Source organism: Cellulomonas gelida (genome assembly GCF_006538725.1).
Classification (GTDB): domain Bacteria; phylum Actinomycetota; class Actinomycetes; order Actinomycetales; family Cellulomonadaceae; genus Cellulomonas; species Cellulomonas gelida.
The window spans coordinates 1-26,706 of the sequence record NZ_BJLQ01000028.1 but is presented as its reverse complement, the minus strand read 5'-3'; the positions used below and the strand labels follow the sequence as shown (position 1 = coordinate 26,706).

21 protein-coding genes are annotated in these 26,706 nt (G+C 73.2%); 9 read left to right on the top strand and 12 right to left on the bottom strand.

The window, feature by feature from the left end; genetic code table 11:
* Positions 1-156 precede the first annotated feature (156 nt).
* The 4 genes from CGE01nite_RS12220 to acnA all read left to right on the top strand — a co-directional run bounded on the left by CGE01nite_RS12220 (position 157) and on the right by acnA (position 6,696).
* The gene (locus CGE01nite_RS12220) at positions 157-2,157 is read left to right on the top strand and encodes an APC family permease (RefSeq protein WP_141371227.1); all 2,001 of its coding nucleotides are present in this window, start codon (positions 157-159) and stop codon (positions 2,155-2,157) included.
* Positions 2,150-3,400 carry a class I SAM-dependent RNA methyltransferase gene (locus CGE01nite_RS12215; RefSeq protein WP_141371226.1) on the top strand — a complete coding sequence of 417 codons (1,251 nt, stop codon included), beginning with the start codon at positions 2,150-2,152 and terminating at the stop codon, positions 3,398-3,400. The genes CGE01nite_RS12220 and CGE01nite_RS12215 overlap by 8 nt, the downstream gene beginning before the upstream one ends.
* Positions 3,401-3,579: 179 nt before the next feature.
* Entirely contained in the window at positions 3,580-3,744 is a 165-nt protein-coding gene (locus CGE01nite_RS12210; RefSeq protein ID WP_048344177.1) for a hypothetical protein, read from the top strand.
* Positions 3,745-3,948: 204 nt separating this feature from the next.
* Positions 3,949-6,696, top strand: a complete 2,748-nt coding sequence (acnA, locus tag CGE01nite_RS12205) for an aconitate hydratase AcnA (RefSeq protein WP_141371225.1) — start codon at positions 3,949-3,951, stop codon at positions 6,694-6,696.
* Positions 6,697-7,338: 642 nt separating this feature from the next.
* On the opposite strand, the gene CGE01nite_RS12200 is transcribed toward acnA, so the two are convergent.
* The 6 genes from CGE01nite_RS12200 to CGE01nite_RS12175 form a co-directional block, all read right to left on the bottom strand.
* The gene (locus tag CGE01nite_RS12200) at positions 7,339-7,812 is read right to left on the bottom strand and encodes a hypothetical protein (protein WP_048344174.1); all 474 of its coding nucleotides are present in this window, start codon (positions 7,810-7,812) and stop codon (positions 7,339-7,341) included.
* Between the two features lie 159 nt (positions 7,813-7,971).
* Positions 7,972-8,874 (bottom strand): aminoglycoside phosphotransferase family protein, encoded by a 903-nt coding sequence (locus CGE01nite_RS12195; protein ID WP_048344188.1) that lies wholly within the window; start codon positions 8,872-8,874, stop codon positions 7,972-7,974.
* Complete coding sequence (locus tag CGE01nite_RS12190) at positions 8,871-9,572, bottom strand: NUDIX hydrolase (protein WP_174773452.1); 702 nt, start codon at positions 9,570-9,572, stop codon at positions 8,871-8,873. Before CGE01nite_RS12190 ends, CGE01nite_RS12195 begins: the two co-directional genes overlap by 4 nt.
* Positions 9,569-10,261, bottom strand: a complete 693-nt coding sequence (locus CGE01nite_RS12185; protein WP_141371224.1) for a type 1 glutamine amidotransferase — start codon at positions 10,259-10,261, stop codon at positions 9,569-9,571. The genes CGE01nite_RS12190 and CGE01nite_RS12185 overlap by 4 nt, the downstream gene beginning before the upstream one ends.
* A 5-nt stretch (positions 10,262-10,266) precedes the next feature.
* The gene (locus tag CGE01nite_RS12180) at positions 10,267-11,721 is read right to left on the bottom strand and encodes a GuaB1 family IMP dehydrogenase-related protein (RefSeq protein WP_141371223.1); all 1,455 of its coding nucleotides are present in this window, start codon (positions 11,719-11,721) and stop codon (positions 10,267-10,269) included.
* A 117-nt stretch (positions 11,722-11,838) separates the two neighbouring features.
* The gene (locus tag CGE01nite_RS12175; protein ID WP_141371222.1) at positions 11,839-12,666 is read right to left on the bottom strand and encodes an alpha/beta fold hydrolase; all 828 of its coding nucleotides are present in this window, start codon (positions 12,664-12,666) and stop codon (positions 11,839-11,841) included.
* A 75-nt stretch (positions 12,667-12,741) separates the two neighbouring features.
* Here CGE01nite_RS12175 and CGE01nite_RS12170 point away from each other — a divergent pair, with 75 nt between their 5' ends.
* From CGE01nite_RS12170 to pflA, 4 genes are all read left to right on the top strand, one after another.
* Positions 12,742-13,329, top strand: a complete 588-nt coding sequence (locus tag CGE01nite_RS12170) for a DUF4126 domain-containing protein (RefSeq protein ID WP_141371221.1) — start codon at positions 12,742-12,744, stop codon at positions 13,327-13,329.
* A gap of 39 nt (positions 13,330-13,368) precedes the next feature.
* On the top strand, positions 13,369-15,258 hold the full coding sequence (gene dxs, locus CGE01nite_RS12165) for a 1-deoxy-D-xylulose-5-phosphate synthase (protein ID WP_048344132.1): 1,890 nt from the start codon (positions 13,369-13,371) through the stop codon (positions 15,256-15,258).
* Positions 15,259-15,412: 154 nt separating this feature from the next.
* Positions 15,413-17,686 (top strand): formate C-acetyltransferase, encoded by a 2,274-nt coding sequence (pflB, locus tag CGE01nite_RS12160; RefSeq protein WP_048344131.1) that lies wholly within the window; start codon positions 15,413-15,415, stop codon positions 17,684-17,686.
* Between the two features lie 100 nt (positions 17,687-17,786).
* Entirely contained in the window at positions 17,787-18,677 is an 891-nt protein-coding gene (gene pflA, locus CGE01nite_RS12155) for a pyruvate formate-lyase-activating protein (protein WP_048344130.1), read from the top strand.
* A 67-nt stretch (positions 18,678-18,744) separates the two neighbouring features.
* Here pflA and CGE01nite_RS12150 read toward each other — a convergent pair whose 3' ends face one another.
* From CGE01nite_RS12150 to CGE01nite_RS12125, 6 genes are all read right to left on the bottom strand, one after another.
* Complete coding sequence (locus tag CGE01nite_RS12150) at positions 18,745-19,419, bottom strand: maleylpyruvate isomerase N-terminal domain-containing protein (protein ID WP_229747608.1); 675 nt, start codon at positions 19,417-19,419, stop codon at positions 18,745-18,747.
* Positions 19,420-19,511: 92 nt separating this feature from the next.
* Positions 19,512-21,674: a 3-hydroxyacyl-CoA dehydrogenase NAD-binding domain-containing protein gene (locus CGE01nite_RS12145; protein WP_141371220.1), complete on the bottom strand. Its 2,163-nt coding sequence runs from the start codon at positions 21,672-21,674 to the stop codon at positions 19,512-19,514.
* Positions 21,671-22,906, bottom strand: a complete 1,236-nt coding sequence (locus CGE01nite_RS12140) for a thiolase family protein (RefSeq protein ID WP_048344128.1) — start codon at positions 22,904-22,906, stop codon at positions 21,671-21,673. The genes CGE01nite_RS12145 and CGE01nite_RS12140 overlap by 4 nt, the downstream gene beginning before the upstream one ends.
* 195 nt (positions 22,907-23,101) lie before the next feature.
* Positions 23,102-24,403 (bottom strand): HRDC domain-containing protein, encoded by a 1,302-nt coding sequence (locus tag CGE01nite_RS12135; RefSeq protein WP_141371219.1) that lies wholly within the window; start codon positions 24,401-24,403, stop codon positions 23,102-23,104.
* Between the two features lie 133 nt (positions 24,404-24,536).
* A complete protein-coding gene (locus CGE01nite_RS12130; protein ID WP_229747609.1) occupies positions 24,537-25,043 on the bottom strand; it encodes a helix-turn-helix transcriptional regulator in 507 nt (168 codons plus the stop codon).
* A 133-nt stretch (positions 25,044-25,176) separates the two neighbouring features.
* On the bottom strand, positions 25,177-25,761 hold the full coding sequence (locus CGE01nite_RS12125) for a DUF3000 domain-containing protein (protein WP_048344126.1): 585 nt from the start codon (positions 25,759-25,761) through the stop codon (positions 25,177-25,179).
* Between the two features lie 149 nt (positions 25,762-25,910).
* Between CGE01nite_RS12125 and CGE01nite_RS12120 the strand changes: the two genes are divergently transcribed.
* Complete coding sequence (locus CGE01nite_RS12120) at positions 25,911-26,441, top strand: YbaB/EbfC family nucleoid-associated protein (protein ID WP_141371218.1); 531 nt, start codon at positions 25,911-25,913, stop codon at positions 26,439-26,441.
* Positions 26,442-26,706 lie beyond the last annotated feature (265 nt).

Sequence of the window (26,706 nt, the reverse complement as noted above, 5' to 3'; positions counted from 1 at the left end):
GAAGTGCACAGCGCGCCACGCTATACCCCGGCGCGACGCGCTGCAGACAGGGCGCCCGTCCGCCGCAGCCGCGCCGATGGGGTCCGCCACCTGCTCGGCGAGCTCGCCCGCGGGGTGGCACGCGGCGGGCCGCGCAGCCGCCTACGATGGGGCATCGTGTCGGACCTGTCGGATGCCGCCAAGAGACTGCTGCTCGGACGTCCGGTCCGGAGCGACAGGCTCGGCCATACGCTCCTGCCCAAACGGATCGCCCTGCCGGTCTTCGCCTCGGACGCGTTGTCGTCGGTGGCCTACGCGCCCGACGAGATCCTGCTGACGCTCTCGCTGGCGGGGATGTCCGCGCTGGTGATCTCGCCCTGGGTGGGCCTGGCGGTGGCCATCGTCATGCTCACGGTGGTCGCGAGCTACCGCCAGAACGTCCACGCGTACCCCTCGGGCGGCGGCGACTACGAGGTCGCGACCGTCAACCTGGGGCCCAACGCGGGCGTGACCGTGGCGAGTGCGCTGCTCGTCGACTACATCCTGACCGTCGCGGTCTCGATCTCCTCGGGGGCGCAGTACGCGGCCGCGGCGTTCCCCGCGCTGCGCGGCCACGAGGCGCCGTTCGCGATCGCGCTCGTGGTGCTGCTGACGCTCGTCAACCTGCGCGGCGTCAAGGAGTCGGGCAGGGCCTTCGCGGTGCCCGTGTACCTCTTCATGCTCGCGATCGGACTGATCGCGGTGTTCGGCAGCGTCCGGTACGCGCTGGGCACGTTGCCGATGGCCGAGAGCGCCGAGCTGGAGGTCGCGCCCGAGGCGGGGTTCGAGCAGGGCCTCGTGGGACTGGTCGGCTTCTTCCTGATCCTGCGCTCGTTCGCGTCCGGCTGCGCCGCGCTCACGGGTGTCGAGGCGATCAGCAACGGCGTGCCCGCGTTCCGCAAGCCGAAGTCGAAGAACGCCGCGACGACCCTCGCGCTGCTGGGGACGCTCTCGATCGTGATGATCATGTCGATCCTCATGCTCGCCCGCGCCACCGGGGTGAAGTTCGCGGACCGTCCGCACGAGCAGCTCCTGCAGGACGGCGTGCCGGTGGGGCCGGACTACGAGCAGCACCCCGTGATCGCCCAGATCGCGTCCGCGGTCTTCGACGGGCTCCCGGTGCTGGTCGCGGTCGTCTCGATCGTGACCGGTCTGATCCTGGTGCTCGCAGCCAACACGGCGTTCAACGGGTTCCCGGTGCTCGGCTCGATCCTCGCGCGTGACGGCTACCTGCCGCGTCAGCTCCACACGCGCGGCGACCGTCTGGCGTTCTCGAACGGCATCATCACGCTGGCGGTCGTCGCGATCGGGCTCATCTGGGCGTTCGACGCCGAGGTCACGCGACTGATCCAGCTCTACATCGTCGGCGTCTTCGTCTCATTCACGCTCAGCCAGCTCGGCATGGTGCGGCACTGGACCCGCGAGCTGCGCACCGAGCCGAACCCGGGTGCCCGCTCGCGCATGAAGCGCTCGCGCGTCGTCAACGCGATCGGTCTCGGCATGACGGCCACCGTGCTCGTCGTCGTGCTCATCACCAAGTTCACGCACGGCGCGTGGATCGCGATCCTCGCGATGATCGTGGTCTTCGTGCTCATGCAGGCGATCCACCGGCACTACGTGACCGTGCGCCGCGAGCTCGCCCTCGGTGCCGACGCCGCCGCGGCGCGCGCCCTGCCGAGCCGGGTCCACGCGATCGTCCTCGTCTCGCACCTGCACCGGCCGACGATGCGCGCGATCGCGTACGCGCGGGCGGCACGCCCGCAGGTGCTCGAGGCCGTCACGGTGGGCGTCGACGAGGACGACGTCGCGCGTCTGCTCGCCGAGTGGGACGCGATGGACCTGCCGGTGCCGCTTCGGGTGCTCGACTCGCCGTTCCGGGAGATCACCCGGCCGGTGCTGCAGTACGTCCGCTCGATCCGCAGGGACAGCCCTCGGGATCTCGTCGTCGTCTACATCCCGGAGTATGTCGTGGGTCATTGGTGGGAACAGCTGCTGCACAACCAGAGCGCGCTGCGCCTCAAGGGGAGGCTGCTGTTCACCCCGGGCGTCGTCGTCGCGTCGGTGCCGTGGCAGCTCGCGTCGTCCGAGGGGCAGACGGGCCTCGAGGACCACGTGCGCCGGACGTTGCCCCGTGGCTGAGTCCCCGGAGCTCGTGGAGCTCGAGATCGGTCCCGTCGCGCACGGCGGTCACTGCGTCGCCCGTCATGACGGGCGCGTCGTGTTCGTGCGTCACACGCTGCCCGGCGAGCGGGTCCGTGCGGTCCTGACCGACGCCGGGCCGGACGCGAAGTTCTGGCGCGCCGACGCCGTCGAGGTGCTCGAGGCGTCGCCGGACCGCGTGCCGAGCGCGTGGCCGGCCGCCGGCCCGGGTGGCGTCGGCGGGGGAGAGCTCGCGCACGTCGCCCTGCCGGCGCAGCGGGCCTGGAAGGCCGCGGTGCTGCGCGAGCAGCTGCAGCGACTCGGACGCGTCGAGCGCGACGTGGTCGTGCACGCCGCGCCGGGCGACGACGAGCGCGGGGGACTGGCCTGGCGGACGCGCATCGACCTCGTGACCGACGCGCAGGGACGTGCGGGCATGCGGGGCCACCGGTCGCACGACGTGACGGCACTCGAGGGCATGCCGCTCGCGGTCGAGGACATCGCCGAGCTGGACCTGTTCTCACGGCGCTGGCCCGTGGGTGCGCGCCTCGAGGCGGTGGCGCCCGTGGGCGGCGACCGGCCTCTCGTCCTCGTTGACGGCGTGCCGTTCGACCTCGCCCGCCGTCGCCCCGACACGCGGCCCAACGCACGCACGTCGGTGCGTGAGGTCGTGGTCGCCGACGGCGTCGAGCGTTCCTACCGCGTCGCGGCCGCGGGGTTCTGGCAGGTGCACCGCGAGGCCCCCGCGACGCTCGTGAGCGCGGTGCTGCGCGGGATCGGCGACGTCGCGGGCGCCACGGTGCTCGACCTGTACTCGGGCTCGGGGCTGTTCACCGCCGCGCTGGCCGACGCGGTCGGGCCGTCGGGCGAGGTGGTCTCCGTCGAGGGCGATGCCCGCGCGGTGCGTGACGCGCGGCGCAACCTGCACGACCGCACGAACGTCGAGCTGCACGCGGGCGACGTGGCGCGCGTGCTCTCGGGCGAGCAGGACGCGTCGTCGGACGTGGTGCACGCGGACGTGGTCGTGCTCGACCCGCCGCGCGCGGGTGCCGGCCGGCGCGTGCTCGAGGCCGTCAGCTCGCTGCGCCCCGAACGGCTCGTCTACGTCGCGTGCGACCCGGCCGCGCTCGGGCGGGACGTCGCGCTGCTCGCGTCGGCCGGCTACGAGCTGGTCGAGGTCGACGGGTACGACCTGTTCCCCATGACGCATCACGTCGAGGCCGTCGCGACGTTCGCACGATGATCCGTCGGTGCGGTTCGGGGAGCCGGACGGCGTGCGTGACGATGCCGGGACGACGACGCGTCCGCCAGGCGGCAGTCGCGGTCGCGACTGCCGTGCACGCGCGGCCAGGCGCGCCTAGCGTGGGGTGACGGGCCCGCCCGACGGTGGCGCGGCGGGCGACGAGCGAGAGAGGAACCTCCATGAGCGAGCAGGACGCGGCGCACAAGCTGGCCGAGGCGCGTCGTCACGCGACCGAGGAGCTGTTCAAGCAGGGCACGCCTGAGTACGACCAGCGCGCGCACCAGCGCGCGGTCGAGGCCGAGCGGAAGGCCGCCGAAGCGGCGGAGGCCGCCGACAAGTCGTGATCGGCGCCTCCGAGGCGCGCGCGAGGTGAGACCACGGTCCGTCGCGCGCGCCTCTCGCGTGCGTCAGACGTGCGCCGGGCGCCCCGACCATGTATCTTGATGTCGAGATATCACGCGTCGGCGCCGGTCCTAGGCTGGGAGTCGACGCCCTGCGTCCCGGTGGACCCCGTCCCCGGCAGACTCGCCCCCAGAAGGAGCCGCCTCGTGAGCACCGTCGACAGCTTCGGATCCCACGGAACGCTGGAGGTCGGTGACGCCTCGTACGAGGTCTACCGGCTGTCCGCGGTCCCGGGGCTGGAGCGACTTCCGTTCAGCCTCAAGGTCCTCGCCGAGAACCTGCTGCGCACCGAGGACGGCGCGAACATCACGGCGGACCACATCCGCGCGCTCGCCGGGTGGGACCCCGACGCGCAGCCTGACACCGAGATCCAGTTCACGCCGGCGCGCGTGATCATGCAGGACTTCACCGGTGTCCCGTGCGTCGTCGACCTCGCGACCATGCGCGAGGCCGTCGCCGAGCTCGGCGGCGACCCCGAGCGCATCAACCCGCTCGCCCCCGCCGAGATGGTCATCGACCACTCCGTGCAGATCGACGTCGCCGGACGCGCCGACGCGTTCGAGCGCAACGTCGAGCTCGAGTACCAGCGCAACCGCGAGCGCTACCAGTTCCTGCGCTGGGGCCAGACCGCGTTCGACGACTTCAAGGTCGTCCCGCCGGGCACCGGCATCGTGCACCAGGTCAACATCGAGTACCTGGCCCGCGGCGTCATGGTCCGCGACGGCAAGGCGTACCCCGACACGTGCGTCGGGACCGACTCGCACACGACGATGGTCAACGGGCTCGGCGTGCTCGGCTGGGGCGTCGGCGGCATCGAGGCCGAGGCGGCCATGCTCGGCCAGCCGGTCTCGATGCTCATCCCGCGCGTCGTCGGCTTCAAGCTCACCGGCAACATCCCCGCAGGCGTCACCGCGACCGACGTCGTGCTCACGATCACCCAGAAGCTGCGCCAGCACGGTGTGGTCGGCAAGTTCGTCGAGTTCTACGGCGAGGGCGTCGCGGCCGTGCCGCTCGCGAACCGCGCGACGATCGGCAACATGAGCCCCGAGTTCGGCTCGACCGTCGCGATCTTCCCGATCGACGGCGTGACGATCGACTACCTGCGGCTGACCGGCCGCTCGGCGGAGCAGCTCGCGCTCGTCGAGGCGTACGCCAAGGAGCAGGGTCTGTGGCACGACCCGAGCGCTGACGGCTACACCGAGCCCGTCTTCTCGGAGTACCTCGAGCTCGACCTGTCGACGGTCGTGCCGTCCATCGCCGGCCCGAAGCGTCCGCAGGACCGCATCGAGCTGTCCCGCGCCAAGGAGCAGTTCCAGCGGGACCTCCCGACGTACGCGCCCGAGGTGGCGCTCGCGACCGACGAGGCCGAGCGGGAGTCCTTCCCGGCGTCCGACTCGCCCGCGATCTCGTCGTCGGTCACCCGCACGCACCCGGTGACCGACAGCCAGGGCCGGGCGTTCGAGCTGTTCCACGGCGCCGTCGCGATCGCGTCGATCACGTCGTGCACGAACACCTCCAACCCCTCGGTCATGATCGCCGCCGCGCTGCTCGCGAAGAACGCGGTCGAGAAGGGGCTCGTCGCCAAGCCGTGGGTCAAGACGTCGATGGCGCCGGGCTCGCAGGTCGTGACGAACTACTACGAGAAGGCCGGCCTGTGGCCGTACCTCGAGAAGCTCGGCTTCCACCTCGTCGGCTACGGGTGCGCGACGTGCATCGGCAACTCGGGGCCGCTCGACGAGCAGGTCTCCGCCGTCGTGCAGGAGAACGACCTCGCGGTCGCCGCGGTGCTGTCCGGGAACCGGAACTTCGAGGGCCGCATCAACCCCGATGTGAAGCTGAACTACCTCGCGTCCCCGCCACTGGTCATCGCGTACGCGCTCGCCGGCACGATGGACTTCGACTTCGAGGCCGACCCGCTGGGTCGCACCGAGGACGGGCACCCCGTGTTCCTGCGTGACATCTGGCCGGCGCCCGAGCAGGTCCAGGCCACGATCGACGCGTCGATCGACCGCAAGATGTTCGAGGACGACTACGCCGACGTGTTCGCGGGTGACGAGCGCTGGCGCGGGCTGGACACCCCCGAGGGCAACGTCTTCTCGTGGGACCCGCAGTCGACGTACGTGCGCAAGCCCCCGTACTTCGACGGCATGGGCGCCACGCCCGAGCCCGTCACGGACATCTCGGGTGCCCGCGTGCTGGCCAAGCTCGGCGACTCGGTCACGACCGACCACATCAGCCCCGCGGGCTCGATCAAGGCGGACAGCCCGGCGGGCGTGTACCTCGCCGAGCACGGAGTCGAGCGTCGCGACTTCAACTCCTACGGCTCGCGCCGCGGGAACCACGAGGTCATGATCCGCGGCACGTTCGCGAACATCCGGCTGCGCAACCAGCTCGTGCCCGGGGTCGAGGGCGGGTTCACCAAGAACCTGCTCACGGGCGAGGACACGACCATCTATGACGCGTCGGTCGCCTACCAGGCCGCGGGCGTGCCGCTCGTCGTGCTCGGTGGCAAGGAGTACGGCTCCGGCTCCTCGCGCGACTGGGCCGCCAAGGGCACGCGCCTGCTCGGCGTGCGCGCGGTCATCACCGAGTCGTTCGAGCGCATCCACCGCTCCAACCTCATCGGGATGGGCGTCCTTCCGCTGCAGTTCCCGGAGGGGGAGTCCGCCGACTCGCTCGGCCTGGACGGCACGGAGACGTTCGACATCGCCGGTGTCACCGCGCTCAACAACGGCGTGACGCCGCGCACCGTCAAGGTCACCGCGACGAAGGCCGACGGCACCGTCGTCGAGTTCGACGCGGTCGTGCGCATCGACACCCCCGGTGAGGCGGACTACTACCGCAACGGCGGCATCCTGCAGTACGTCCTGCGCCAGGTCGCCGGCGTCGCCTGACGACTGCCGCATCCAGCGAGGCCCGCATCCCGACGAGGGTGCGGGCCTCGCTGCGTCGTCCGTCCGGGGGCGAGGCCCTCTGCACGCCAGCACCTACTCCGACACGACCTTTCTTGTGACGCCTCGCACCTCAGGCGAGGCCATGGTCGTGGGCGTCGAGCACGGTGGAGGGGTCCCCGGAGGATTCCTCATCCCGAACGGCACCATGGGCGCGGATCGTGAGCACGCGCAGCTCGTGCCGGACTGGGCCGGGCTCGTCCTGCGCTCGCGTGCGACCGTCGATGGGCACCTGGACGCCGGCGTCGTGCGTCGAACTGACGTGGGGCACAAGATCTCCGCGTGGGTGACCGTGACGCGGCCGGGGTTCGAGAAGCTCCTCGCGCGTGCGGTCATGAGCGGCGCGATCCTCGTCGGAGCCGCGAGACGAGCGCGTAGGGGGCGGTCGCCGCCACCTCGTGAGGTCCGGCTGGACCGCCCGTTCCTGCTCGTCGTGCGGGACGTGACGACCGGCTGGCCTTGCTCGTCGTGTCCGTGGCGGACCTCAGATCTGAGCCGCCTGCTCACGGTCCGACTGCGGGGGCATGACGAAGGCCCCGACCCGCTGGGGAGAGCGGGTGGGGCCTTGTCAGTCAGGCGGTCGGCTCAGACGGCCGAGGAGGCGAGCTCAGGCTTCGCCGGGGTGACGTCCGTGGCGGGGGCGAGCTTGCGGATCGCGACGCCGGTGATGGCGAAGACGACGCCCAGGCCCATGACCAGCAGCGCGACGCCGAAGGCGACGACCGAGGTGAACAGCGAGGCCCGCAGGAAGGAGCCGTTCATCGCGACGGCGCGCAGCGGGTCCTCCTTGTCGAGCTCGGCGTAGGTCTTGCCACCGGTCGCGTCGAGCGCGTGGTGCTTGATGATGTCGGCCTGCGCGAACGCCTCCCACGGCGTGTCGACAGCGCCGCCCGCGAACGCCGCGGCGTCGTCGGAGACGGTGATGTTCTCGGCCTTGAGGTTCACCGAGACGGCCGTCCAGGTGGCGGCACCGGCGACGAAGAAGATCGCACCGAAGATGATGACGATGAGGCCCAGGAGGCGGGGGAGCTTGGTGGCGGAAGCGGTCGGCGTCGACATCGTGAGTCCTTGTCTGATCCCTCGGTCGGGGAGTGTTCCCCGGCGAACCGGTCCGGCTCGCTGATTGAATGGTTCACCCATGCAGACCCGTGCACCTGGGACCAACGGTCCATGTGCCTCGGGTCACATGTGGACCTGTATACAGGCCGAACGTGCTGGTCAGTGCGTTGCGAGCTGTTCTGCGGCGTGTCGTCCCACGTCTGCCATGAGCGGGTACTCGACGGGATGGGCCAGGAATACGGGCACGAGCCCGGCGGCCCAGGCGCGTGCCCGACGCCATGTCGCGTCGTCCCAGCCGCGCCGCTGCGTGGTGCGTGCGACGAAGGCGGCGCGTCCCGCGGCATCGAAGGTGAGCCACGCGGTGGCGAGGTCGCTCGCGGGGTCGCCGTGCCCCAGGTCGCCGAAGTCGAGCAGCGCGGTGAGGCGACCGCCGTCGCTCAGGAGGTTGCCGGGGTGCGGGTCGCCGTGCACCCAGACCGCGGGTGACGCCCACTCGGGTGCGGTGAGACCGTCGTGCCACGCGGCGAGCAGGGCGTCGCGGTGCGGCAGGTCGGGTGCCGACTCGAGCCGCGTCGCGACCACCTGGGCCCGGTCCCGCAGTGCGACGCCGCGGTACGGGTTGTGCGGGGCGTCCGCGGGCGCCTCGGCGTGCAGCGCCGCGAGCGCGTCGGCGAGCTGGGCCGCCCAGGCCGTCCGCCCCGCGACGTCGGTCGCAGCCACGACCGTCCCGGTGAGCCACGGCACGACCGACCACGGCCACGGGTACAGCGGCGACGGGGCTCCGGTCCGCAGGGGCACCGGGGTCGGGACCGGCACGCGCCCGCCGACGACCGGCAGCCACCGCTGCTCGTTCACGACGAGCGGTGCGCTGATCTCGCGCACGGGCAGCCGCACCGCGAGGTCGTCGCCCAGGCGCCAGGTGATGTTGTCCCAGCCGTGCATGCGCGAGTGCAGCGGGCGGTCGGCGAGGTCCGGATGCTGCTCGGCGAGCAGGGCGCGGGCGAGTGACTCGTCGACGTCGATCTCGATCAGCGGGTGCGCGGGCGCGGGCGGCGCGCTCACGGCTCGAACCGCCGCGTCGGCTCCCACGGCACGGTCCACCCGAGCGCGTCGAAGATCCCGTCGAGGACCAGCGCGGTGAAGCCCCAGACGAGCACGTCGTCGCCGACGAGGAACGCGGGGGTCCGCAGCCGGCCACGTACGCCCACGTGCTCGACCACCCCGCGGTTGGCCGGGTCGAGCAGCTCGGCGACCGGTGTCCGGAACACGTCGACCGCCTCGTCGTGGTCGACTGCGGCGACCTGTGACGGCTGGGTCCACCACGCGAGCACGGGCGTGACGAGGTTGTCGCTCACGGGCAGCGGCACGTCGGCGAGGGTGCCGAGCAGCTCGACGCCGGTCGGGTCGAGCCCGGTCTCCTCGACCGCCTCGCGCAGCGCGGCCTCGCGCGGGCCGGCGTCCTGCGGGTCGATCCCGCCGCCCGGGAACGCGACCTGGCCGGGGTGGTGGCCGAGCGTCGCGGCGCGGCGCTGCAGCAGCACGTCGAGCTCCGCAGGGACGCGAGGGACACCGGGTGCGTGCGCCGGCAGCGCGTCGAGCACGCCGAACAGGACGAGCACCGCGGCGCGCCGAGCCCGTGCGGGGTCGCGCAGCAGTCGCGCGGGGTCCGTGGGCCACGGGACACCCCGGCCGACCAGGGCGACGAGGTCGTCGCGCGCGTCCGTCGCCGTGTCGTGCGGGCGGGGGCCGGGCGCGCTCACCCGCGCGTCCGCACCTGCTCGGCGAACCCCTGGACCAGCTTGTGCGCGGCAGGGACGAGCGTCGGCAGATGGCGTGCGCCATCCGAGCGGATCGTCGCGAGCTCTTCGTCGTCCAGGTCGGCGGTCATCGTCGGCGTGGTGAGCCACAGGTCGAGCAGGGACGGCTCGACCTCGACGTGGAACTGCACGCCGAGCGCGCTGCCCGCCCGGAAGGCCTGGACGGGCGTCGTGGGGGTCGAGGCGAGCAGCGTCGCGGCGGGCGGGAGGTCGATCGCGTCGCTGTGCCAGTGCAGCACGGTCGGGCGCGAGCCGAGCGGCCCGAGCACGAGGTCGTCGGCGACGACGTCCACGGGCGCGAACCCGATCTCGGTGCCGTGGCGGCGGTGCAGGTGCGCCCCGAGCGCCATGCCCAGCAGCTGCGCACCGAGGCACACGCCGAGCACGGGGACGTCCGCGTCGACCGCAGCGGCCAGGAGTGCGCGCTCGGCCGCCAGACCGGGGTGGCCGCGGTCGTCGTCGGCGTCCATGGGACCGCCCATGACGACCACGCCCGAGACCTCGTCGAGCGCGGGCAGCACGGGGTCGGCGGTGCCGACGACCGTGCGGACCCGCACCGGGGCGTCGAGCCCCGGTGCGATCAGACCGGGTCCCTCGTACGGGACGTGCGTGAGGACCAGGACCGGGCGCACGCGTGTCACCACCCGTCGGGGAGGGGACGCCCCTCCTCGTAGCCGGCGGCGGACTGGATGCCGACCGTCGCCCGCTCGTGGAGCTCGGCGAGCGTCGAGGCGCCCACGTAGGTCGCCGCGGAGCGCACGCCCGACGTGATGTGGTCGATCAGGTCCTCGACGCCCGGCCGGCGCGGGTCCAGGTACATCCGCGAGGAGGAGATGCCCTCCTCGTAGAGCGCCTTGCGCGCACGGTCGAACGCCGAGCCGCCGCGGGTGCGCGCGGCCACGGCGCGCGCCGAGGCCATGCCGAACGACTCCTTGTAGAGCCGGCCAGAGCTGTCCTCGTGCAGGTCGCCGGGGGACTCGTGCGTCCCCGCGAACCACGATCCGATCATGACCTGCGAGGCTCCCGCGGCGAGCGCGAGCGCGACGTCACGCGGGTGGCGGACGCCGCCGTCCGCCCACACGTGCGCACCGAGCCGCCGCGCCTCGGCGGCGCACTCGAGCACCGCCGAGAACTGCGGCCGCCCGACGGCGGTCATCATGCGCGTCGTGCACATCGCGCCCGGGCCGACGCCCACCTTGACGATGTCGGCGCCCGCCTCGACGAGGTCGCGCGTGCCCTCGGCCGTCACGACGTTCCCGGCGACGACCGGGACCTGCGGGTCGAGCGCGCGCACGGCGGCGAGCGCGTCGAGCATCTTGCGCTGGTGGCCGTGCGCGGTGTCGACGACGATCGCGTCGATCCCCGCTTCGAGCAGCGCGGCGGCCTTGGCCTTGACGTCGCCGTTGATGCCCACCGCACCCGCGATGCGCAGACGGCCGGCCTCGTCGAGCGCCGGACGGTAGATCGACGAGCGCAGCGCGCCGATCTGGGTCAGGACTCCGACGAGCTGCGAGCCGCGCACGACGGGCGAGAACTTGCGCCGGCTCGAGTGCAGCTTCTCGAAGGCCGCCTCGAGTCCCCGCACGCCGCCGTTCTCGACGACGTCGAGGTCGACCGTCGTCGGGTGCGCCGTCATGACGTCCTCGACCTGCGTGAACCGGTCGACGCCTTGGCAGTCCGCCTCGGTGACGACGCCCACCGGGACGCCGTCGGCGACGACGACCGCCGCTCCGTGCGAGCGCTTGCCGATCAGCGTCAGCGCGGTGTGCACGGTGTCGTGCGGCGCGACGACGACGGGGCTCTCGACCACGGGGTGCGCGGCCTTCACCGAGCGCACGACGTCGGCGACGACCTCGACGGGGATGTCCTGAGGGATCACGGCCATGCCGCCGCGGCGCGCGACGGTCTCCGCCATACGGCGGCCGGCGACGGCGGTCATGTTCGCGACGACGAGGGGCACGGTTGTGCCGGTGCCGTCGGTCGACGCCAGGTCGACGTCGAAACGGGAGGTGACCTCGGAACGCGACGGGACGAGGAACACGTCGCCGTAGGTGAGGTCTGAGGTGGCCGAGTGGCCAGGCAGGAATCGCATCGGGGTTCCCCCTTTCCTCCGCATCTTACCTGCGGCGTGCGCGACCCTCAGGTCCGGGCCGCCCAGGTCCGGGCTGCCCGGCCCCCGGCCGCCCGGGTCCAGGCCGGCAGCGCAGGTTCAGGCGGTGAGGTCCACGAGCCAGTCGAGCGCGACGGGCAGGGCGTGCAGGACCGAGACGTGGCCGTCGTGCGGGCGCTGCCAGAGCTGCGCGTCGGGCAGCAGGTCGAGCAGGCGTCGCCCGTGAGCGGGCGGCACGACCCGGTCCAGACCGCCGTGCACGAGCAGCACCGGGACCCGGACGTCGGCCAAGGCGAAGCCCCACGGGCTCGCGTACGCGACGTCGTCGTCGATCGCGCCGTCGGGCCACGCCTGGCCTGCGGGGCCGGCGTCCTCGCCGAGCGCGCCCCACGCACCCCGCAGCGCGGCCCAGTCCGCCTCGACGAACCCCGCGACGCCGTCGTCGTCGGCCAGTGCCGCTCGCTCGTCGCGTCCGCGCGCCGCCGCCCGGAGCGCCGCGTCCGACGCCATGCCCGCCGCCCAGTCGAACCCGTCGAAGGGCGCCAGCCCGGCCAGGCTCACCACTGCCGTGGCCCGCTCGCCGAGCAGCGCACCGCACGCGAGCGCGTGCGGCCCGCCGCCGGACGCGCCGACGAACGCCGCGCGCGTGATCCCGAACGCGTCGAGCACCGCCGCGACGTCGCCGGCGGCGGAGGCGACGTCGCGCCCCGGTCGGGCCGACGAGCCGCCGTACGACGGGCGGCCGTAGGACACGACCCGCAGCCCGCGCCGCGCGGCGGCCTCGACGACCGGCGCCAGCAACGCCCCCGACTGCGGCGTGCCGTGATGCCACACGACGACGCCCGCGTCCGGGTCGCCCGTCGTGGCGTGCGCGCGCAGGGTGCGGCCGTCGGGCAGGTCGAGCGTCACCGAGGTCGTGGCGTCCATGCCGCGAGTATGAGCGCACGGGCTCCAGGCGCGCGACGGCGCGACCGCGGGGTGACGCCTCGGTAGGGTCCAGCCATGCTCGTCGCACTCACGGGGATCGGACTGTCGACGGCGGCAGGGCTGAACGCCTACATCCCGTTCCTCGTCGTCGCGCTGCTGGCGCGGTTCACCGACGTGGTCGTGCTGCCCAGCGGGCTGACCTGGATGGAGTCGTGGTGGGCGATCGGCATCGGGACGGTGCTGCTCGTCGCGGACGTCGTCCTCGACAAGGTCCCGGTGGTGGACTCCGTCAACGACGCCATCCAGACCGCGATCCGCCCGCTGTCCGGGGGCATCGTGTTCGCCGCGACGTCGGCGGCGGCCGACCTCGAGTCGTCCACGTGGGTCCAGGAGAACGCCTGGGTGCCGTTCGTCGCCGGAGTCGTGCTCGCGGCGATCGTCCACGCGGGCAAGGCCACCGTGCGGCCGGCCGTGAACGCGGCCACGTTCGGCGTGGGAGCGCCCGTCGTCTCGACGATCGAGGACGGCACGTCGTTCGGCCTGAGCCTGGCCGCGGTGTTCGTGCCGCTGCTCGTGCTCGCGCTGCTCGTCGCGCTCGTCGTCGTGCTCGTCACGTTCCGCCGACGGCGCCGTGCGGCGACGCGCGGGCCCGACGCGTCCTAGAGTGGTACGTCAGTCACCGGCGGGACGTGGGAGGAACGCGTGAGTCGTTCGCTGCTGTCGCGCGTCCGCACCCCCGCGGACGTGCGTGCGCTGCCTCCCGGTCAGCTCGACGCGCTCGCGCAGGAGATCCGCACGTTCCTGGTCGACCAGGTCTCGCGCACAGGTGGTCACCTGGGGCCGAACCTCGGGGTCGTCGAGCTGACGATCGCGCTGCACCGCGTGTTCGAGTCGCCGCGCGACACGCTGGTGTTCGACACCGGGCACCAGTCCTACGTGCACAAGCTGCTCACGGGTCGCCGTGACTTCGAGGCGCTGCGGCGCCGCGACGGGCTCTCGGGGTACCCGAGCCGCGCGGAGTCCGAGCACGACGTCGTCGAGAACTCGCACGCGTCCACGGCCCTGAGCTGGGCGGACGGGATCGCCAAGGCGAACGAGCTGCAGGGCCGCTCCGACCGGCACGTGGTCGCCGTGATCGGCGACGGCGCGCTGACGGGCGGCATGGCCTGGGAGGCGCTCAACAACATCGCGGAGGGCCAGGACCGTCGCCTCGTGGTCGTCGTCAACGACAACGGGCGCTCGTACGCGCCGACGATCGGCGGGCTCGCGCTGCACCTCGACACGCTGCGCACCACGCAGGGCTACGAGAACGTCCTGTCGTGGGGCAAGCGCACGCTGAAGCGCTCCGGCCCGCCCGGGCGCCTCGCGTACGACGCGCTGCACGGCCTGAAGAAGGGAATCAAGGACGTCGTCCTGCCGCAGGGCCTGTTCGAGGACCTCGGCCTGAAGTACGTGGGCCCGGTCGACGGGCACGACGAGCAGGCGGTCGAGCGAGCCCTGCGCCGCGCGCAGGCGTTCGGCGGCCCCGTCATCGTGCACGTGATCACCGAGAAGGGGCGCGGCTACACGCCGGCCGAGCAGGACGTCGCGGACCGCTTCCACGCCGTCGGGGTGATCCACCCCGAGACGGGGCTGCCGGTCGCGCCGTCGCGGTTCGGCTGGACGAGCGTGTTCGCCGACGAGATCGTGCGCATCGGCCGGCGTCGGCCGGACGTCGTCGCGATCACCGCCGCGATGCTGCAGCCCGTGGGGCTCGCGCCGTTCGCCGCGGAGTTCCCGGACCGCGTGTTCGACGTCGGCATCGCGGAGCAGCACGCGGCGACGTCCGCGGCGGGCATGGCGTTCGGCGGGCTGCACCCCGTCGTCGCGGTCTACGCGACGTTCCTGAACCGCGCGTTCGACCAGGTCCTCATGGACGTCGCGCTGCACCGCGCGGGCGTCACGTTCGTCCTCGACCGCGCCGGTCTGACCGGCGACGACGGCGCGAGCCACAACGGCATGTGGGACATGGCGATGCTCGCGATCGTCCCGGGCCTGCGGCTCGCCGCGCCGCGCGACGAGCACACGTTGCGGGCTGCGCTGCGCGAGGCCGTCGACGTGGACGACGCACCGACGGTCGTGCGCTACCCCAAGAGCGCGCTCGTCGACGAGATCCCGGCACTCGAGGACGTCGACGGTGTCGACGTGCTGGCGCGGCACGACGCCGACGACGCCCAGGCGCGCCGCGTGCTCGTCGTGGGGGTGGGGGCGATGGTCGGCTGCGCGCTGCAGGTGGGCGAGGCCCTGGCGGCGCACGGCCTGGCCGTGACGGTGGTCGACCCGCGGTGGGTGCTGCCGATCCCCGCGGCGCTCACCAAGCTCGTCGGCGACCACGACCACACCGTGACGATCGAGGACGGGCTGGTCGACGGGGGCGTCGGCGCGCACGTCGCGCAGCGCGCCGCCGAGCACGGGATCACGACGCCGGTCCAGGCGTTCGGCATCCCGCGCGACTTCCTGCCGCACGCGTCGCGGGACCAGCTCGTCGGGACGCTGCGCCTGACGCCGCAGGACATCACGCGCGACGTCGTCACGGCCCTCACACGTGCCTGACGGGCGCGCCGGACGGGCCCTCGACGGGACCCGGCACGGGACCCGACACCGGGTGTGACCTGCGGTACAGGCCCACGAGGTCGAAGGTCCCGAGACATCCCACCAATTGCTCCGTAGGTTCAAGTCATCGGACCAGATTCCACAAGGAGCGCAGATGTCCACGACGGCCGTACCCGGCACCGACCACCTCGAGGCGACGATGCCTGCTGCATGGCAGGGGTTCGTGACCGGACCCTGGGTCGACAATGTCGACGTGCGGGACTTCATCCAGCGGAACTACACGCCCTACACGGGCGACTCGTCGTTCCTCGCCGGCCCCACCGAGCGGACCACCGGCGTCTGGGCGAAGCTCTCTGAGATGTTCCCGGCGGAGCGCGAGAAGGGCGTCTACGACGTCGACGCGAAGACGCCGTCCACCATCACGTCGCACGCCCCTGGCTACATCAGCAAGGACGACGAGGTCATCGTCGGCCTGCAGACCGACGCGCCGCTCAAGCGCGCGATCATGCCCAACGGCGGCTACCGCATGGTGCAGACCTCGCTCGAGACCTACGGCTACGAGGCCGACCCGGTCGTCACCGAGATCTTCACCAAGTACCGCAAGACCCACAACGACGGCGTCTTCGACGCGTACCCGCCCGACGTGCGCGCCGCGCGGTCGTCGCACATCATCACCGGCCTGCCCGACGCGTACGGCCGCGGCCGCATCATCGGCGACTACCGCCGGGTCGCGCTGTACGGCGTGGACGCCCTGATCGAGGCCAAGAAGCTCGAGAAGGCCGACCTCGACATGGAGCGTTCGGTCGAGGACGTCATCCGTGCCCGCGAGGAGCTCTCCGAGCAGCTCCGCGCGCTGAACGAGCTCAAGACGATGGCCGCCTCGTACGGCTACGACATCTCGCAGCCCGCGAGCAACGGCCGAGAGGCCGTGCAGTGGCTCTACTTCGGCTACCTCGCCGCCGTGAAGGAGCAGAACGGCGCGGCGATGTCGCTCGGACGCACCTCCACGTTCCTCGACGTGTTCCTCAACCGGGACCTCGAGGCCGGCGTGATCACCGAGGAGCAGGCGCAGGAGATCATCGACGACTTCGTCATCAAGCTGCGGATCGTGCGCTTCCTGCGCACCCCCGAGTACGACAACCTGTTCTCCGGCGACCCGACCTGGGTGACCGAGACCATCGGTGGCATGGGTGAGGACGGTCGTCCGCTCGTCACCAAGACCTCGTTCCGGTACCTGCAGACGCTGTACAACCTGGGCCCGGCCCCCGAGCCCAACATGACGGTGTTCTGGAGCGACGCGCTGCCCGAGGGCTTCAAGCAGTTCTGCGCGCAGGTGTCGATCGACACCTCCGCCGTGCAGTACGAGTCCGACGACCTCATCCGCGCCGACTGGGGCGACGACGCGGCCATCGCGTGCTGCGTGTCCCCGATGCGCGTGGGCAAGCAGATGCAGTTCTTCGGCGCCCGCGTGAACCTCGCCAAGGCGCTCCTGTACGCCATCAACGGTGGTCGCGACGAGGTCTCCGGCAAGCAGGTCGCGCCGGTGTCCGCGCCGGTCGAGGGCGAGTTCCTCGACTACGACGACGTGATGGCCAAGTTCGACAAGATGATGGACTGGCTCGCCCAGACCTACGTCGACGCGCTGAACTGCGTGCACTACATGCACGACAAGTACGCCTACGAGCGCATCGAGATGGCGCTGCACGACCGCGAGATCCTGCGGACGATGGCGTGCGGCATCGCGGGCATGTCGGTCGTGGCGGACTCGCTGTCGGCCATCAAGTACGCCAAGGTCCGGGCGCTGCGCACGGCCGACGGCCTGGTCACCGAGTACCAGGTCGAGGGCGACTTCCCGACGTACGGCAACGACGACGATCGCGCCGACGAGATCGCCGTGTACCTGGTCGAGACGTTCATGCGCAAGATCCGCCAGTACCCGACGTACCGCAACGCGCTGCACACGCAGTCGGTGCTGACGATCACCTCGAACGTCGTCTACGGCAAGGCCACGGGCTCCACGCCTGACGGTCGCCGCCGCGGCGAGCCGTTCGCTCCTGGCGCCAACCCGATGAACGGCCGCGACACGCACGGCATGCTCGCCTCCGCGCTGTCGGTCGCGAAGCTGCCGTACTCGGAGGCGCAGGACGGCATCTCGCTCACGTCGACGGTCGTGCCGTCGGGCCTCGGCCGCACGCGTGAGGAGCAGGTCGCGAACCTCGTCGGCCTCCTCGACGCGTACACGCTGTCGAACGGTTACCACATGAACATCAACGTGCTGAACCGTGAGACGCTCCTGGACGCCATGGACCACCCGGAGAACTACCCGCAGCTCACCATCCGCGTGAGCGGCTACGCGGTGAACTTCGTCCGGCTGACCCGCGAGCAGCAGCTCGACGTCCTGTCCCGCACGTTCCACGGAGCGGTCTGACACACCCCGTGGGGAGGAGTCGCCGCGAGCAGGCAGCGGCTCCTCCCCACGGTCAGCTCGACCCGCACACCCCAGCCCGGCACGACGAGAGGAGACGACGATGAGCACGGTCACGGAGCCGGTCGGCGCCCCGGTCGTCGAGCTCGGGCTGCCGCTCGTCGGTGGCGCGCACGGGCGCGTGCAGGGTGCGGGCACCGAGGGCCTCGAGGCCGCGGAGGCCGAGGACCGCTCCGCCAAGCTCGCCGCGGTGCGGGCCGGCGAGATCGGCTCGGTGCACTCGTGGGAGCTCGTCACTGCCGTCGACGGCCCGGGGACGCGGATGACCGTGTTCCTGTCCGGCTGTCCGCTGCGGTGCCTGTACTGCCACAACCCCGACACCATGGAGATGCGTCGCGGCACCGACGTGACGTCCGACGAGATCCTCGCCCGGGTCAAGCGCTACCGCGGCGTCATGAAGGCGACCGGGGGAGGCCTGACCATCTCCGGCGGCGAGCCGCTCATGCAGCCCGCCTACGTGCGTCGCCTGCTGCGTGGCGCCAAGGCCATGGACGTGCACACCGCGATCGACACCTCGGGCTACCTCGGTGCGCAGTGCACCGACGAGATGCTCGACGACATCGACCTCGTGCTCCTCGACGTGAAGTCGGGCGACCCGGAGACGTACAAGCGCGCGACCGGTCGCGAGCTCGAGCCGACGCTGCAGTTCGGCCGTCGGCTGGCCGCGCACGGTGACACCGAGGTCTGGGTGCGGTTCGTGCTCGTCCCCGGGCTGACGGACGACGAGGCGAACGTCGAGGCGGTCGCGGAGTACGTCGCCTCGCTCGGCGAGTGCGTCACGCGCGTCGAGGTCCTGCCGTTCCACCAGATGGGCCGCGACAAGTGGGCCGAGCTCGGCATGCGCTACGAGCTCGAGGACACCCAGCCGCCGAGCCCCGAGCTCGTCGAGCGCGTGCGCGGCCAGTTCCGCGCGCGGGGCCTGCAGGTCTTCTGACCGACGCCTGTCGGGGCGTCGCCGCGCTCCGCGCGCGCGTGCCGCACGCTCGGAGCCGTCGTGCCCGCTAGAACGCGCTGATGGACTTCGGCGCGCGCTGAGGGCGGGACAGCGCCCGGACGAGGGCGTCCTGGCCGTGCCGGCGCAGGGAGATGTCCGCCAGGAGCGTGAGCACCGGGGACAAGACCTCGTACGAGAACTGCGGCACGGGCACGCCGAGGCTGGCCGCCAGGTCGTCGGAGTGCACGACGATCTCCAGCAGCCGGGTCGCCACGAAGTCCTCGATCGCCAGCGCCGCACCCGTCCACGGGACGACGACGACGGGAGGGACGGTCGTCAGGACCGCGTCGAGCCGCGAGAGCGCGTCCTGCGCGGCGGCTGCGGCGACCTGCGGGCCGGCCACGGCCTGCTCCTCGCCGCGCTCGCGCACGCCGCGGTTGGCGGGGCCGTCCAGGTCCTGCTGGATCCACAGCGCCTGGGCGTAGTGCTCCGAGACCGGGATCGGCTCGGACAGCCGCGAGTCGGTGCGGTCGTGCGCGAGCAGCGTCTCGACGATCCGCTGCGGCTGGTTGACCAGGTGCCAGGTCAGCGCGCCCACGGTCATGCCCTCGCACGCGGACTCGTCGTTCCAGCGCTGGGTGATCTCAGGCCAGGCGACCAGGCCAGCGAGCAGCCGGGTGGCGCTCACCGCGGCGCGGGGGTCGAGGTTCCCGACGAACGTCAGCTCAGGCCACTGCATCATGCGCTCACCTTGTCATGTCTTGCCGGTCACGGCGGACCACGCGGCCGCCCCGGCCGTGCGTGCAGCACGGGCGGAGCGGCCGCGTGGGTCGGTCAGGCGCTCCGGACGTTGGCCACGCCGTCGGGCAGCAGACGATGACCGAGGAGCCGCTCGCTGTACCCGGTGCGGTCCAGGTACGGCGTGAGGCCGCCCAGGTGGAAGCCCCAGCCCGCGCCGAGGATCAGGCAGAGGTCGATCTGCTGGGGCGTGGCGACGACCTGCTCGTCGAGCATGTGGCCGACCTCGACCGTGAGTGCGGTGAGCACCGCGTCCAGGACGCCGGCCTCGTCGAGCGGCTGGGCGAGCAGTTCGCCCTCGCGCGCGGCGTCGAACGTCGCCTGGATCGCGGGGTTCACCGGCTTGGGCAGGCCCTTGGCGGGGGCCGGCAGGACGACCGTGGTGCCCTCCTCGACGAGCCGGACGAGACCAGGCGAACGCGGGAAGCGGTCACCGAGGTCCTCGCGCAGCGACGTCAGGACGTGCAGGCCGACCGCGGGCCCGACCAGGTCGAACAGCTCGAACGGCGGCATGGGCAGGCCGAGCGGACGCAGGGCACGGTCGGCGACCTCGACGGGTGTGCCCTTCTCGACGGCGTCGACGATCACGCCGAGCAGCAGGACGAGCAGGCGGTTCACGACGAAGCCGGGGCGGTCCGCGCACAGCACCGCGGTCTTGCGGAGCTTGGCGGCGACCGCGACTCCGGTGGCGAGCGCCTCGGGCGAGGTGTGCTCGGCGTGGATCACCTCGACCAGCGGCATCGCCGCGACCGGGTTGAAGAAGTGCAGGCCGACGACGCGCTCGGGGTGCTGCAGGTCGGCGGCCATCGCGGTGATCGACAGCGCCGAGGTGTTGGTCGCGAGGATCGCGTCCGGCGCCACGACCTGCTCGACCTCCGCGAAGACCCGCTTCTTGAGCGAGAGCACCTCGGTGACGGCCTCGATGACGAAGTCGCAGCCCGCCAGGTCCTCGAGCCGGGTCGTGCCGCGGATCGAGCCGATCAGCCGGGACGCCGCCGACTCGGAGAGCCGGCCCGAAGAGGTCAGGCGCTCGACGCCGGCCTGGACCGCCTCGAGCCCCTTGGCGACGCGCTCGTCGTCCAGGTCGCGCATGACCACCGGCACGCCGAGACGCTGCGCGAACAGGAGCGCGATCTGGGCCGCCATGAGACCTGCACCGACGATCCCGACGCGCGTGACCGGGCGCGCGAGCGCCTTGTCGGGCGCCCCGACCGGTCGCTTGCCGCTCGAGAGGAGCCCGAACGAGTAGACGCTCGCGCGCATCTCGTCGGACATGATCAGGTCGGCGAGCGCCTCGTCCTCGGCGGCGAACGCCTCGTCGCGCGACGCCGTGCGTGCGGCGGCGACGAGGTCGAGCGCGCGGTACGGCGCGGGGCGCGAGCCGGCGATCGTGGCGTCGAGACGCTGCCGCGCCGCGTCGGTCACGGCCCGCCAGGTCGCCTCGTCGTCGAGCGGGCGACGCTCGACGACGACCTCGCCGGTCACCACACGGGCGGCCCAGCGGATCGACTCCTCGAGGAAGTCCGCGGTGTCGAGCACGACGTCCACGAGGCCGACCTGCGCGGCCTGCTGCGCCGTGTACGGCTTGTTGGCCGCGGGACGGGCGAGGATGACGTCGAGCGCGGCCTGCACGCCCACGAGGCGCGGGACGACGTAGGCGCCGCCCCAGCCGGGCACCAGGCCCAGGCCCGTCTCCGGCAGGGCGAGCGCGCGCACGTCGGCCGCAACCGTCCGGTACTGGCAGTTGAGCGCGAGCTCGAGCCCGCCGCCGAGCGCGACGCCGTTGACGAACGCGAACGTGGGGACGCCCATGTCCTGCAGGAGCGCGTAGGCGGCGTGGCCCTGGCGGCCGAGCTGGAGCGCCTCGTCGCGCGAGACGACACCGGCGACCTGGGTCAGGTCGGCGCCGGCCGCGAGGAAGTACGGCTTGCCGGTGACGGCCACGGCCTGCACCTGGCCGGCCTGCACGCGCTCACGCACCGCGGTCAGCGTCGCCGTGAGCTCGGCCATCCCCTGCGGGCCGAGGGTCGTCGGCTTCGTGTGGTCCAGCCCGTTGTCGATCGTGACCAGGACGAGCGTGCCGGCGCCGCCGGGCAGCGTCACGTCGCGGGCCAGGGCGTGCGAGACCCGCTCGGCGCGGGGCGCCGGGGGCGCGTCGGTCGGGGCGGCGTCCGCCGCGGTCGTCACGTCGGCGCTCATCGGGCGACCTCCTCGTCGTTCGTCGGCACGTAGTCGGCGTGGTGCGGGTTCTCCCAGATGACGGTCCCGCCCTGGCCCAGGCCCACGCACATCGTGGTCACGCCGTAGCGCACCTCGGGGTGCTCGGCGAACTGGCGCGCGAGCTGGGTCATGAGACGCACGCCCGAGGACGCGAGCGGGTGCCCGACGGCGATCGCGCCGCCGTACGGGTTCACACGGGGGTCGTCGTCGGCGATGCCGAACGCGTCGAGGAACGCGAGCACCTGGACCGCGAACGCCTCGTTGATCTCGAACAGCCCGATGTCCTCGATGGTCAGGCCCGCGCGCTCGAGCGCGCGTCGCGTCGCGGGCACCGGCCCGACGCCCATGATCTCGGGCTCCACGCCCGCGTACGCGAACTGAACCATCCGCATGCCCACGGGCAGCCCGAGCTCGGCGGCGGTGTCCTCGGCCGCGAGCAGACAGGACGCGGCGCCGTCGGTGAGCGGCGCCGACGTCCCGGCCGTGACGCGACCGCCCGGCCGGAACGGCGTGGGCAGCGACGCGATGGCCTCGGCGGTCGTCCCGGGCCGCGGCGGCTCGTCGGCCGTGGCCAGGCCCCAGCCCTGCTCCGGGTCGCGCGTGGCGACCGGGACGAGGTCGGGGTCGATCCGGCCCGACGCGAGGGCGGCGGCGTACTTGCGCTGGCTCGCCGCGCCGTACGCGTCGGCCCGCTCGCGCGTGAGCGCGGGGAAGCGGTCGTGCAGGTTCTCGGCGGTCACGCCCATGTTGAGCGCGTCGGCGGCGACGATCCGCTCCGCGAGGAACCGCGGGTTCGGCTCGGCGTCGAAGCCCATCGGGTGCCGGCCCATGTGCTCGACCCCGCCGGCGAGAGCGACGTCGGCCGCGCCCACCCCGATCGCGGCGGCGACGTTCGTCACCGCCGTCATGGCGCCCGCGCACATGCGGTCGATCGCGTAGCCGGGCACGCTCGACGGCAGGCCCGCGAGCATCCCGACCGTGCGGCCCAGGGTCAGGCCCTGGTCGCCCTGCTGCGTGGTGGCGGCGATCGCGACCTCGTCGACCCGTGCGGGCGGTAGCTGGGGGTGCCGGCGCAGGAGCTCGCGCACGGTCTTGACGACGAGGTCGTCGGCGCGGGTGTGGGCGTAGAGCCCGTCGGGACGGGCGCGTCCGAACGGGGTGCGTACCCCGTCGACGAAGACGGTGCGACGAGCTCGAGATGCGGCGGGCATCGGGGCCTCCTGGGGACGACGGTGTCCGTACGGTCGGGCGGGACCGGGGAGTGCGGTACCTGTCCTGCCTCCGTGTGGATCATGCGGAGCGCAGGACCTTCGGCCCACGAGACCGAAGTTACTCGAGAGTAACATCCGCTGAGCTGCGGCGGGAGGGGTCAGGCCGGGTCGCCGTGCGTCCGACGGCGCGCTGGGTCAGTCGCCGAGCGTCGCGAAGGCCGCGGCGAGCGGCTCGGTGACGAGGCCGACCTGCCACGGACGCGCACCGCCCGCGACCAGGTGCTCCGCCACGGACGCGGCGTCGAGCGACCGCGGGGGCGTCCAGCACAGGCGGCGCAGCAGGTCCGGCTGCACGATGTTCTCGACCGGCACGGCGTACCGGGCCGACAGCTCGGCGACCACGTCGCGCGCCGCGGTCAGGCGTGCGGCCGCGGCCGGGTCACGGTCCGCCCACGCGCGCGGGGGCGGCGGGGCGTCGCTCTTGGGGCCGCGCACCGAGGGCAGGTCGGCGTCGGGGAGGGCGAGCGCGCGGTCGATCGCGGACTGCCAGAGCGTCGCGCGGCGCCGCGTGCCCTTGCCCGCGAACGGCGGCAGCGCGGTGAGCTGGGGGACCGAGCGCGGGAGCGCCTGCGCCGCCGCGACGATCGCGGTGTCGGGCAGCACCCGGCCGGGCGAGACGTCACGCTGACGCGCGTTCTGGTCCCGCGTGCTCCACAGCTCACGCACGACGGCGAGGCGTCGCGCGTCACGGATCGCGTGCAGGCCGGAGACGCGGCGCCACGGCTCGGCGCGCGGGGCGGGCGGGGGAGCGGTGCGCACGGCCTCGAACTCCTGAGCGGCCCACTCGGCCTTGCCGGCGAGCGCCAGTCGCTCGGCGAGCACCGCCCGCACCTCGACGAGGACCTCGACGTCCAGGGCCGCGTAGCGCAGCCACTCGCTGGGCAGCGGGCGCGTCGACCAGTCGACCGCCGAGTGCTCCTTGGCCAGGCCGAGACCGAGCGTGTCGGCGACGACCGCCGCCAGGCCCACGCGCTCCATGCCGAGCAGCCGGGCCGCGAGCTCGGTGTCGAACACGCGCGTCGGGTGCATGCCCTGCTCGGTCAGACCCGGGAGGTCCTGCGACGCGGCGTGCAGCACCCACTCGACACCGACCAGGGCGTCGGAGAGCGCCGACAGGTCGGGCAGCGCGATCGGGTCGATGAGCGCCGTCCCGGCGCCCTCGCGACGCAGCTGCACGAGGTACGTGCGCTGGCCGTACCGGTAGCCGGACGCGCGCTCGGCGTCGACCGCAACCGGACCGGTCCCGGCACCGAAGGCCTCGATGACGGCCGCGAGTGCCGCCGGCGTCTCGACGACGACGGGGATGCCGTCGGCGGGTTCCGTCAGGGGGACGACCGGCGCGGGGGTCTGCGCCTGGGGGTGGTCGGTGCCGGGCGCCTCGGGGGCGTCGCCCGGTGGGACGACGGCCGACGCACGCTCGTCGTCCACGGATTGCATGGTTCCACCGTAGGCGACGACGGCCCGCGGGCCGTGCAGGCCGCGCGGATCTCGTGCCCGCCGCGTTCGTCACACCGGCGGCACGCCGGGACAGGGCAGCGCCCGGCAGCAGGGGTACCCGTGCCGCGGGTGCTCAGTCGAGCAGGCCGCCGCGGAACGACATCGCGACCAGGTGCGCGCGGTCGCCGGTGCCGAACTTGCGCGAGATGCGGGCCAGGTGGCTCTTGACCGTGAGGGCGGACAGGCCGAGCTCTTCGCCGATCAGCCGGTTGCTGCGGCCCTGCGCGACGAGCTTGAGGACGCTCAGCTCGCGGGTCGTCAGCTCGGGCAGCGCGGGGGGCGGCGGGGGCGCCGCCGGCGTGCGGGTCAACGACGGCGCGGTCGCGCTGGCCACGGCGCCGCGCATCCCGCCCGAGAGCAGCACGCTGAGCTCGCCGCGGCTCGCGCGCCGGGTCAGGACGACGACGCGCTGGCTGCCGCGGCGCCGCAGGTTCTGCACGAGAGTCGTGCCGTCGCCGTCGGCGAGCTCGGTGACCACCACGCACATGTGATGTGCCGCGGCGGGGCGGGTCGCGACCGGGCCCCCCGACGTGGCGGACGTGCGGGCGGCGGGTGCGCGGCGCAGCGGCTCGATGGTCACGACCTGCTGATCGGCAGGGTCGGGCGGGGACTTGAGCCCTGGTCGGACGAAGACGGTCAGATCGCGCAAGCGCACGTCGGGCGGGGCCCGCACCGGACGGGGTCACGCGGACGCTCGGGCCCGCCGAGACGCCTCAGTGACGAGGGCTCAGCGGCACCACGCCGTCGGGCAACGGGGGCAGCCCGGCCGCCGCGCACAGGAGCGTCTCCCAGGCGCGCAGGTGGTCGCGCAGGTCGGGGTCCGTCGCCGTCCACGACGCGCGGATCTCGAGCTCGGTCTGCTCGGCGCGCACCTCGAGCGCGCCGAAGCTCTGCGACAGCACGCGTGTGACGGTGCCGCCGGGTGCGTGCGGCTCGAGCCCCACGCTCTCGAGCGCGTCGAGGAACCAGCTCCATGCGACCTCGGCGAGCAGCGGGTCGGCGCCGACCTCGGCCTCGAGCGTCGCGCGCACGAGCGTGACGAGGCGGAACCGACCGTCCCAGGCCTCCTGGCCGGCCGGGTCGTACAGCACGACGAAGCGTCCCGAGGCGAGCTCGGCGGCCGCGACGGAGCGACGCGCGGTGCGGACCTCCGCAGTGAGGGCGGCCGAGTACGGCGCGATGCGCGCCGGGCCGGGGACCTCGTCCAGCACGACCTCCGGTCGCACGTTCACCGTGCGCAGCGAGCGCAGGGCCTGCACGAACTCGGCAGGCACGTCGTCGGGACCGGCGGGGCTCATGGTTGCCGAGCGTAGGCAACGGCACCACCTGCGTCGTGCACGGCGCGCCGGTCGCCTGTGGAGGACGCGCACACGCACCGGCGTGCGGTGGCTAGCGTCCGGTCGCGACGTGCCGTGAGGGCGTCCGACGAGAGAGCAGGGGGCGTGAGATGACGACGACGAACGGGAACCCGGACCGGTTCGTGCCGCAGGCGACGAGGCGGGTCCCGCGGACGGTGCCCGCGACCGGGCAGGCCTCGCCGTCCGCCACGCCGCACACGGGGGTGCCGCTCGCCCCGCCGCCGCGCGTGCCGGATGCCGCTCCACCGGCTGCGGGCGTGTGGGTGGACGGCGCCGAGGAGCGCGTGGCCGCCGAGCTCGTCGACGCGCGACGGCACGCGCAGGAGCTGGCCGCCCTGCGCGACGACATGGACGCGGTGCGGGGTGCGGCGCGGTCACCAGGAGGTGACGTGGGCGTCGAGGTCGACGCGCGCGGCCGGCTCGTACGTCTGCGGCTCACCGACGGCGCGTGCGCGCTGCGGCCGGCCGGGCTCGCCCGGCTCGTCGAGGACACGGCGCGCGCGGCCGCCGCAGCGGCCGACCGTTCGGCCGTGGCGCTGGTCGAAGAGCGGTTCGGGCGGGGGTCGGCGATCGCCGCCGCGGTGCGCGAGGACCTCACGCCGCCGACCGCCCGACCGTGAGGAGTCTTGCCTCGTGATCGGCCCCGCGGAGGCGTCCCGCGGGGCTACTAGGCTGAGGCGGCACCTCTCCCGGCATACCGGCCGGGTCCACGACATCCGGCAGGAGCCGCCGGGTCCGTGGCGTCGGTCCCTCGCACGGTCAGGGCGCGTGACGCCCGGGCGCGACGAACGCGGGGACTCACGCCCGCCCGGCCCTGCCGCGGCGACGAACCGAAGGAGCACCACACAGCATGGTCGACATCGCCCCCGGCGGTCAGGTCGGGAT

Excerpts from the sequence above, each read along its gene's own strand:
- CGE01nite_RS12140 (WP_048344128.1), bottom strand. The coding sequence starts at position 22,906 with ATGCCCGCCGCATCTCGAGCTCGTCGCACCGTCTTCGTCGACGGGGTA.
- CGE01nite_RS12120 (WP_141371218.1), top strand. The coding sequence starts at position 25,911 with ATGACGACGACGAACGGGAACCCGGACCGGTTCGTGCCGCAGGCGACG.
- CGE01nite_RS12200 (WP_048344174.1), bottom strand. The coding sequence starts at position 7,812 with ATGTCGACGCCGACCGCTTCCGCCACCAAGCTCCCCCGCCTCCTGGGC.
- CGE01nite_RS12210 (WP_048344177.1), top strand. The coding sequence starts at position 3,580 with ATGAGCGAGCAGGACGCGGCGCACAAGCTGGCCGAGGCGCGTCGTCAC.
- CGE01nite_RS12170 (WP_141371221.1), top strand. The coding sequence starts at position 12,742 with ATGCTCGTCGCACTCACGGGGATCGGACTGTCGACGGCGGCAGGGCTG.
- CGE01nite_RS12135 (WP_141371219.1), bottom strand. The coding sequence starts at position 24,403 with ATGCAATCCGTGGACGACGAGCGTGCGTCGGCCGTCGTCCCACCGGGC.
- pflA (WP_048344130.1), top strand. The coding sequence starts at position 17,787 with ATGAGCACGGTCACGGAGCCGGTCGGCGCCCCGGTCGTCGAGCTCGGG.
- CGE01nite_RS12175 (WP_141371222.1), bottom strand. The coding sequence starts at position 12,666 with ATGGACGCCACGACCTCGGTGACGCTCGACCTGCCCGACGGCCGCACC.
- CGE01nite_RS12180 (WP_141371223.1), bottom strand. The coding sequence starts at position 11,721 with ATGCGATTCCTGCCTGGCCACTCGGCCACCTCAGACCTCACCTACGGC.
- pflB (WP_048344131.1), top strand. The coding sequence starts at position 15,413 with ATGTCCACGACGGCCGTACCCGGCACCGACCACCTCGAGGCGACGATG.
- CGE01nite_RS12150 (WP_229747608.1), bottom strand. The coding sequence starts at position 19,419 with ATGATGCAGTGGCCTGAGCTGACGTTCGTCGGGAACCTCGACCCCCGC.
- CGE01nite_RS12145 (WP_141371220.1), bottom strand. The coding sequence starts at position 21,674 with ATGAGCGCCGACGTGACGACCGCGGCGGACGCCGCCCCGACCGACGCG.
- CGE01nite_RS12125 (WP_048344126.1), bottom strand. The coding sequence starts at position 25,761 with ATGAGCCCCGCCGGTCCCGACGACGTGCCTGCCGAGTTCGTGCAGGCC.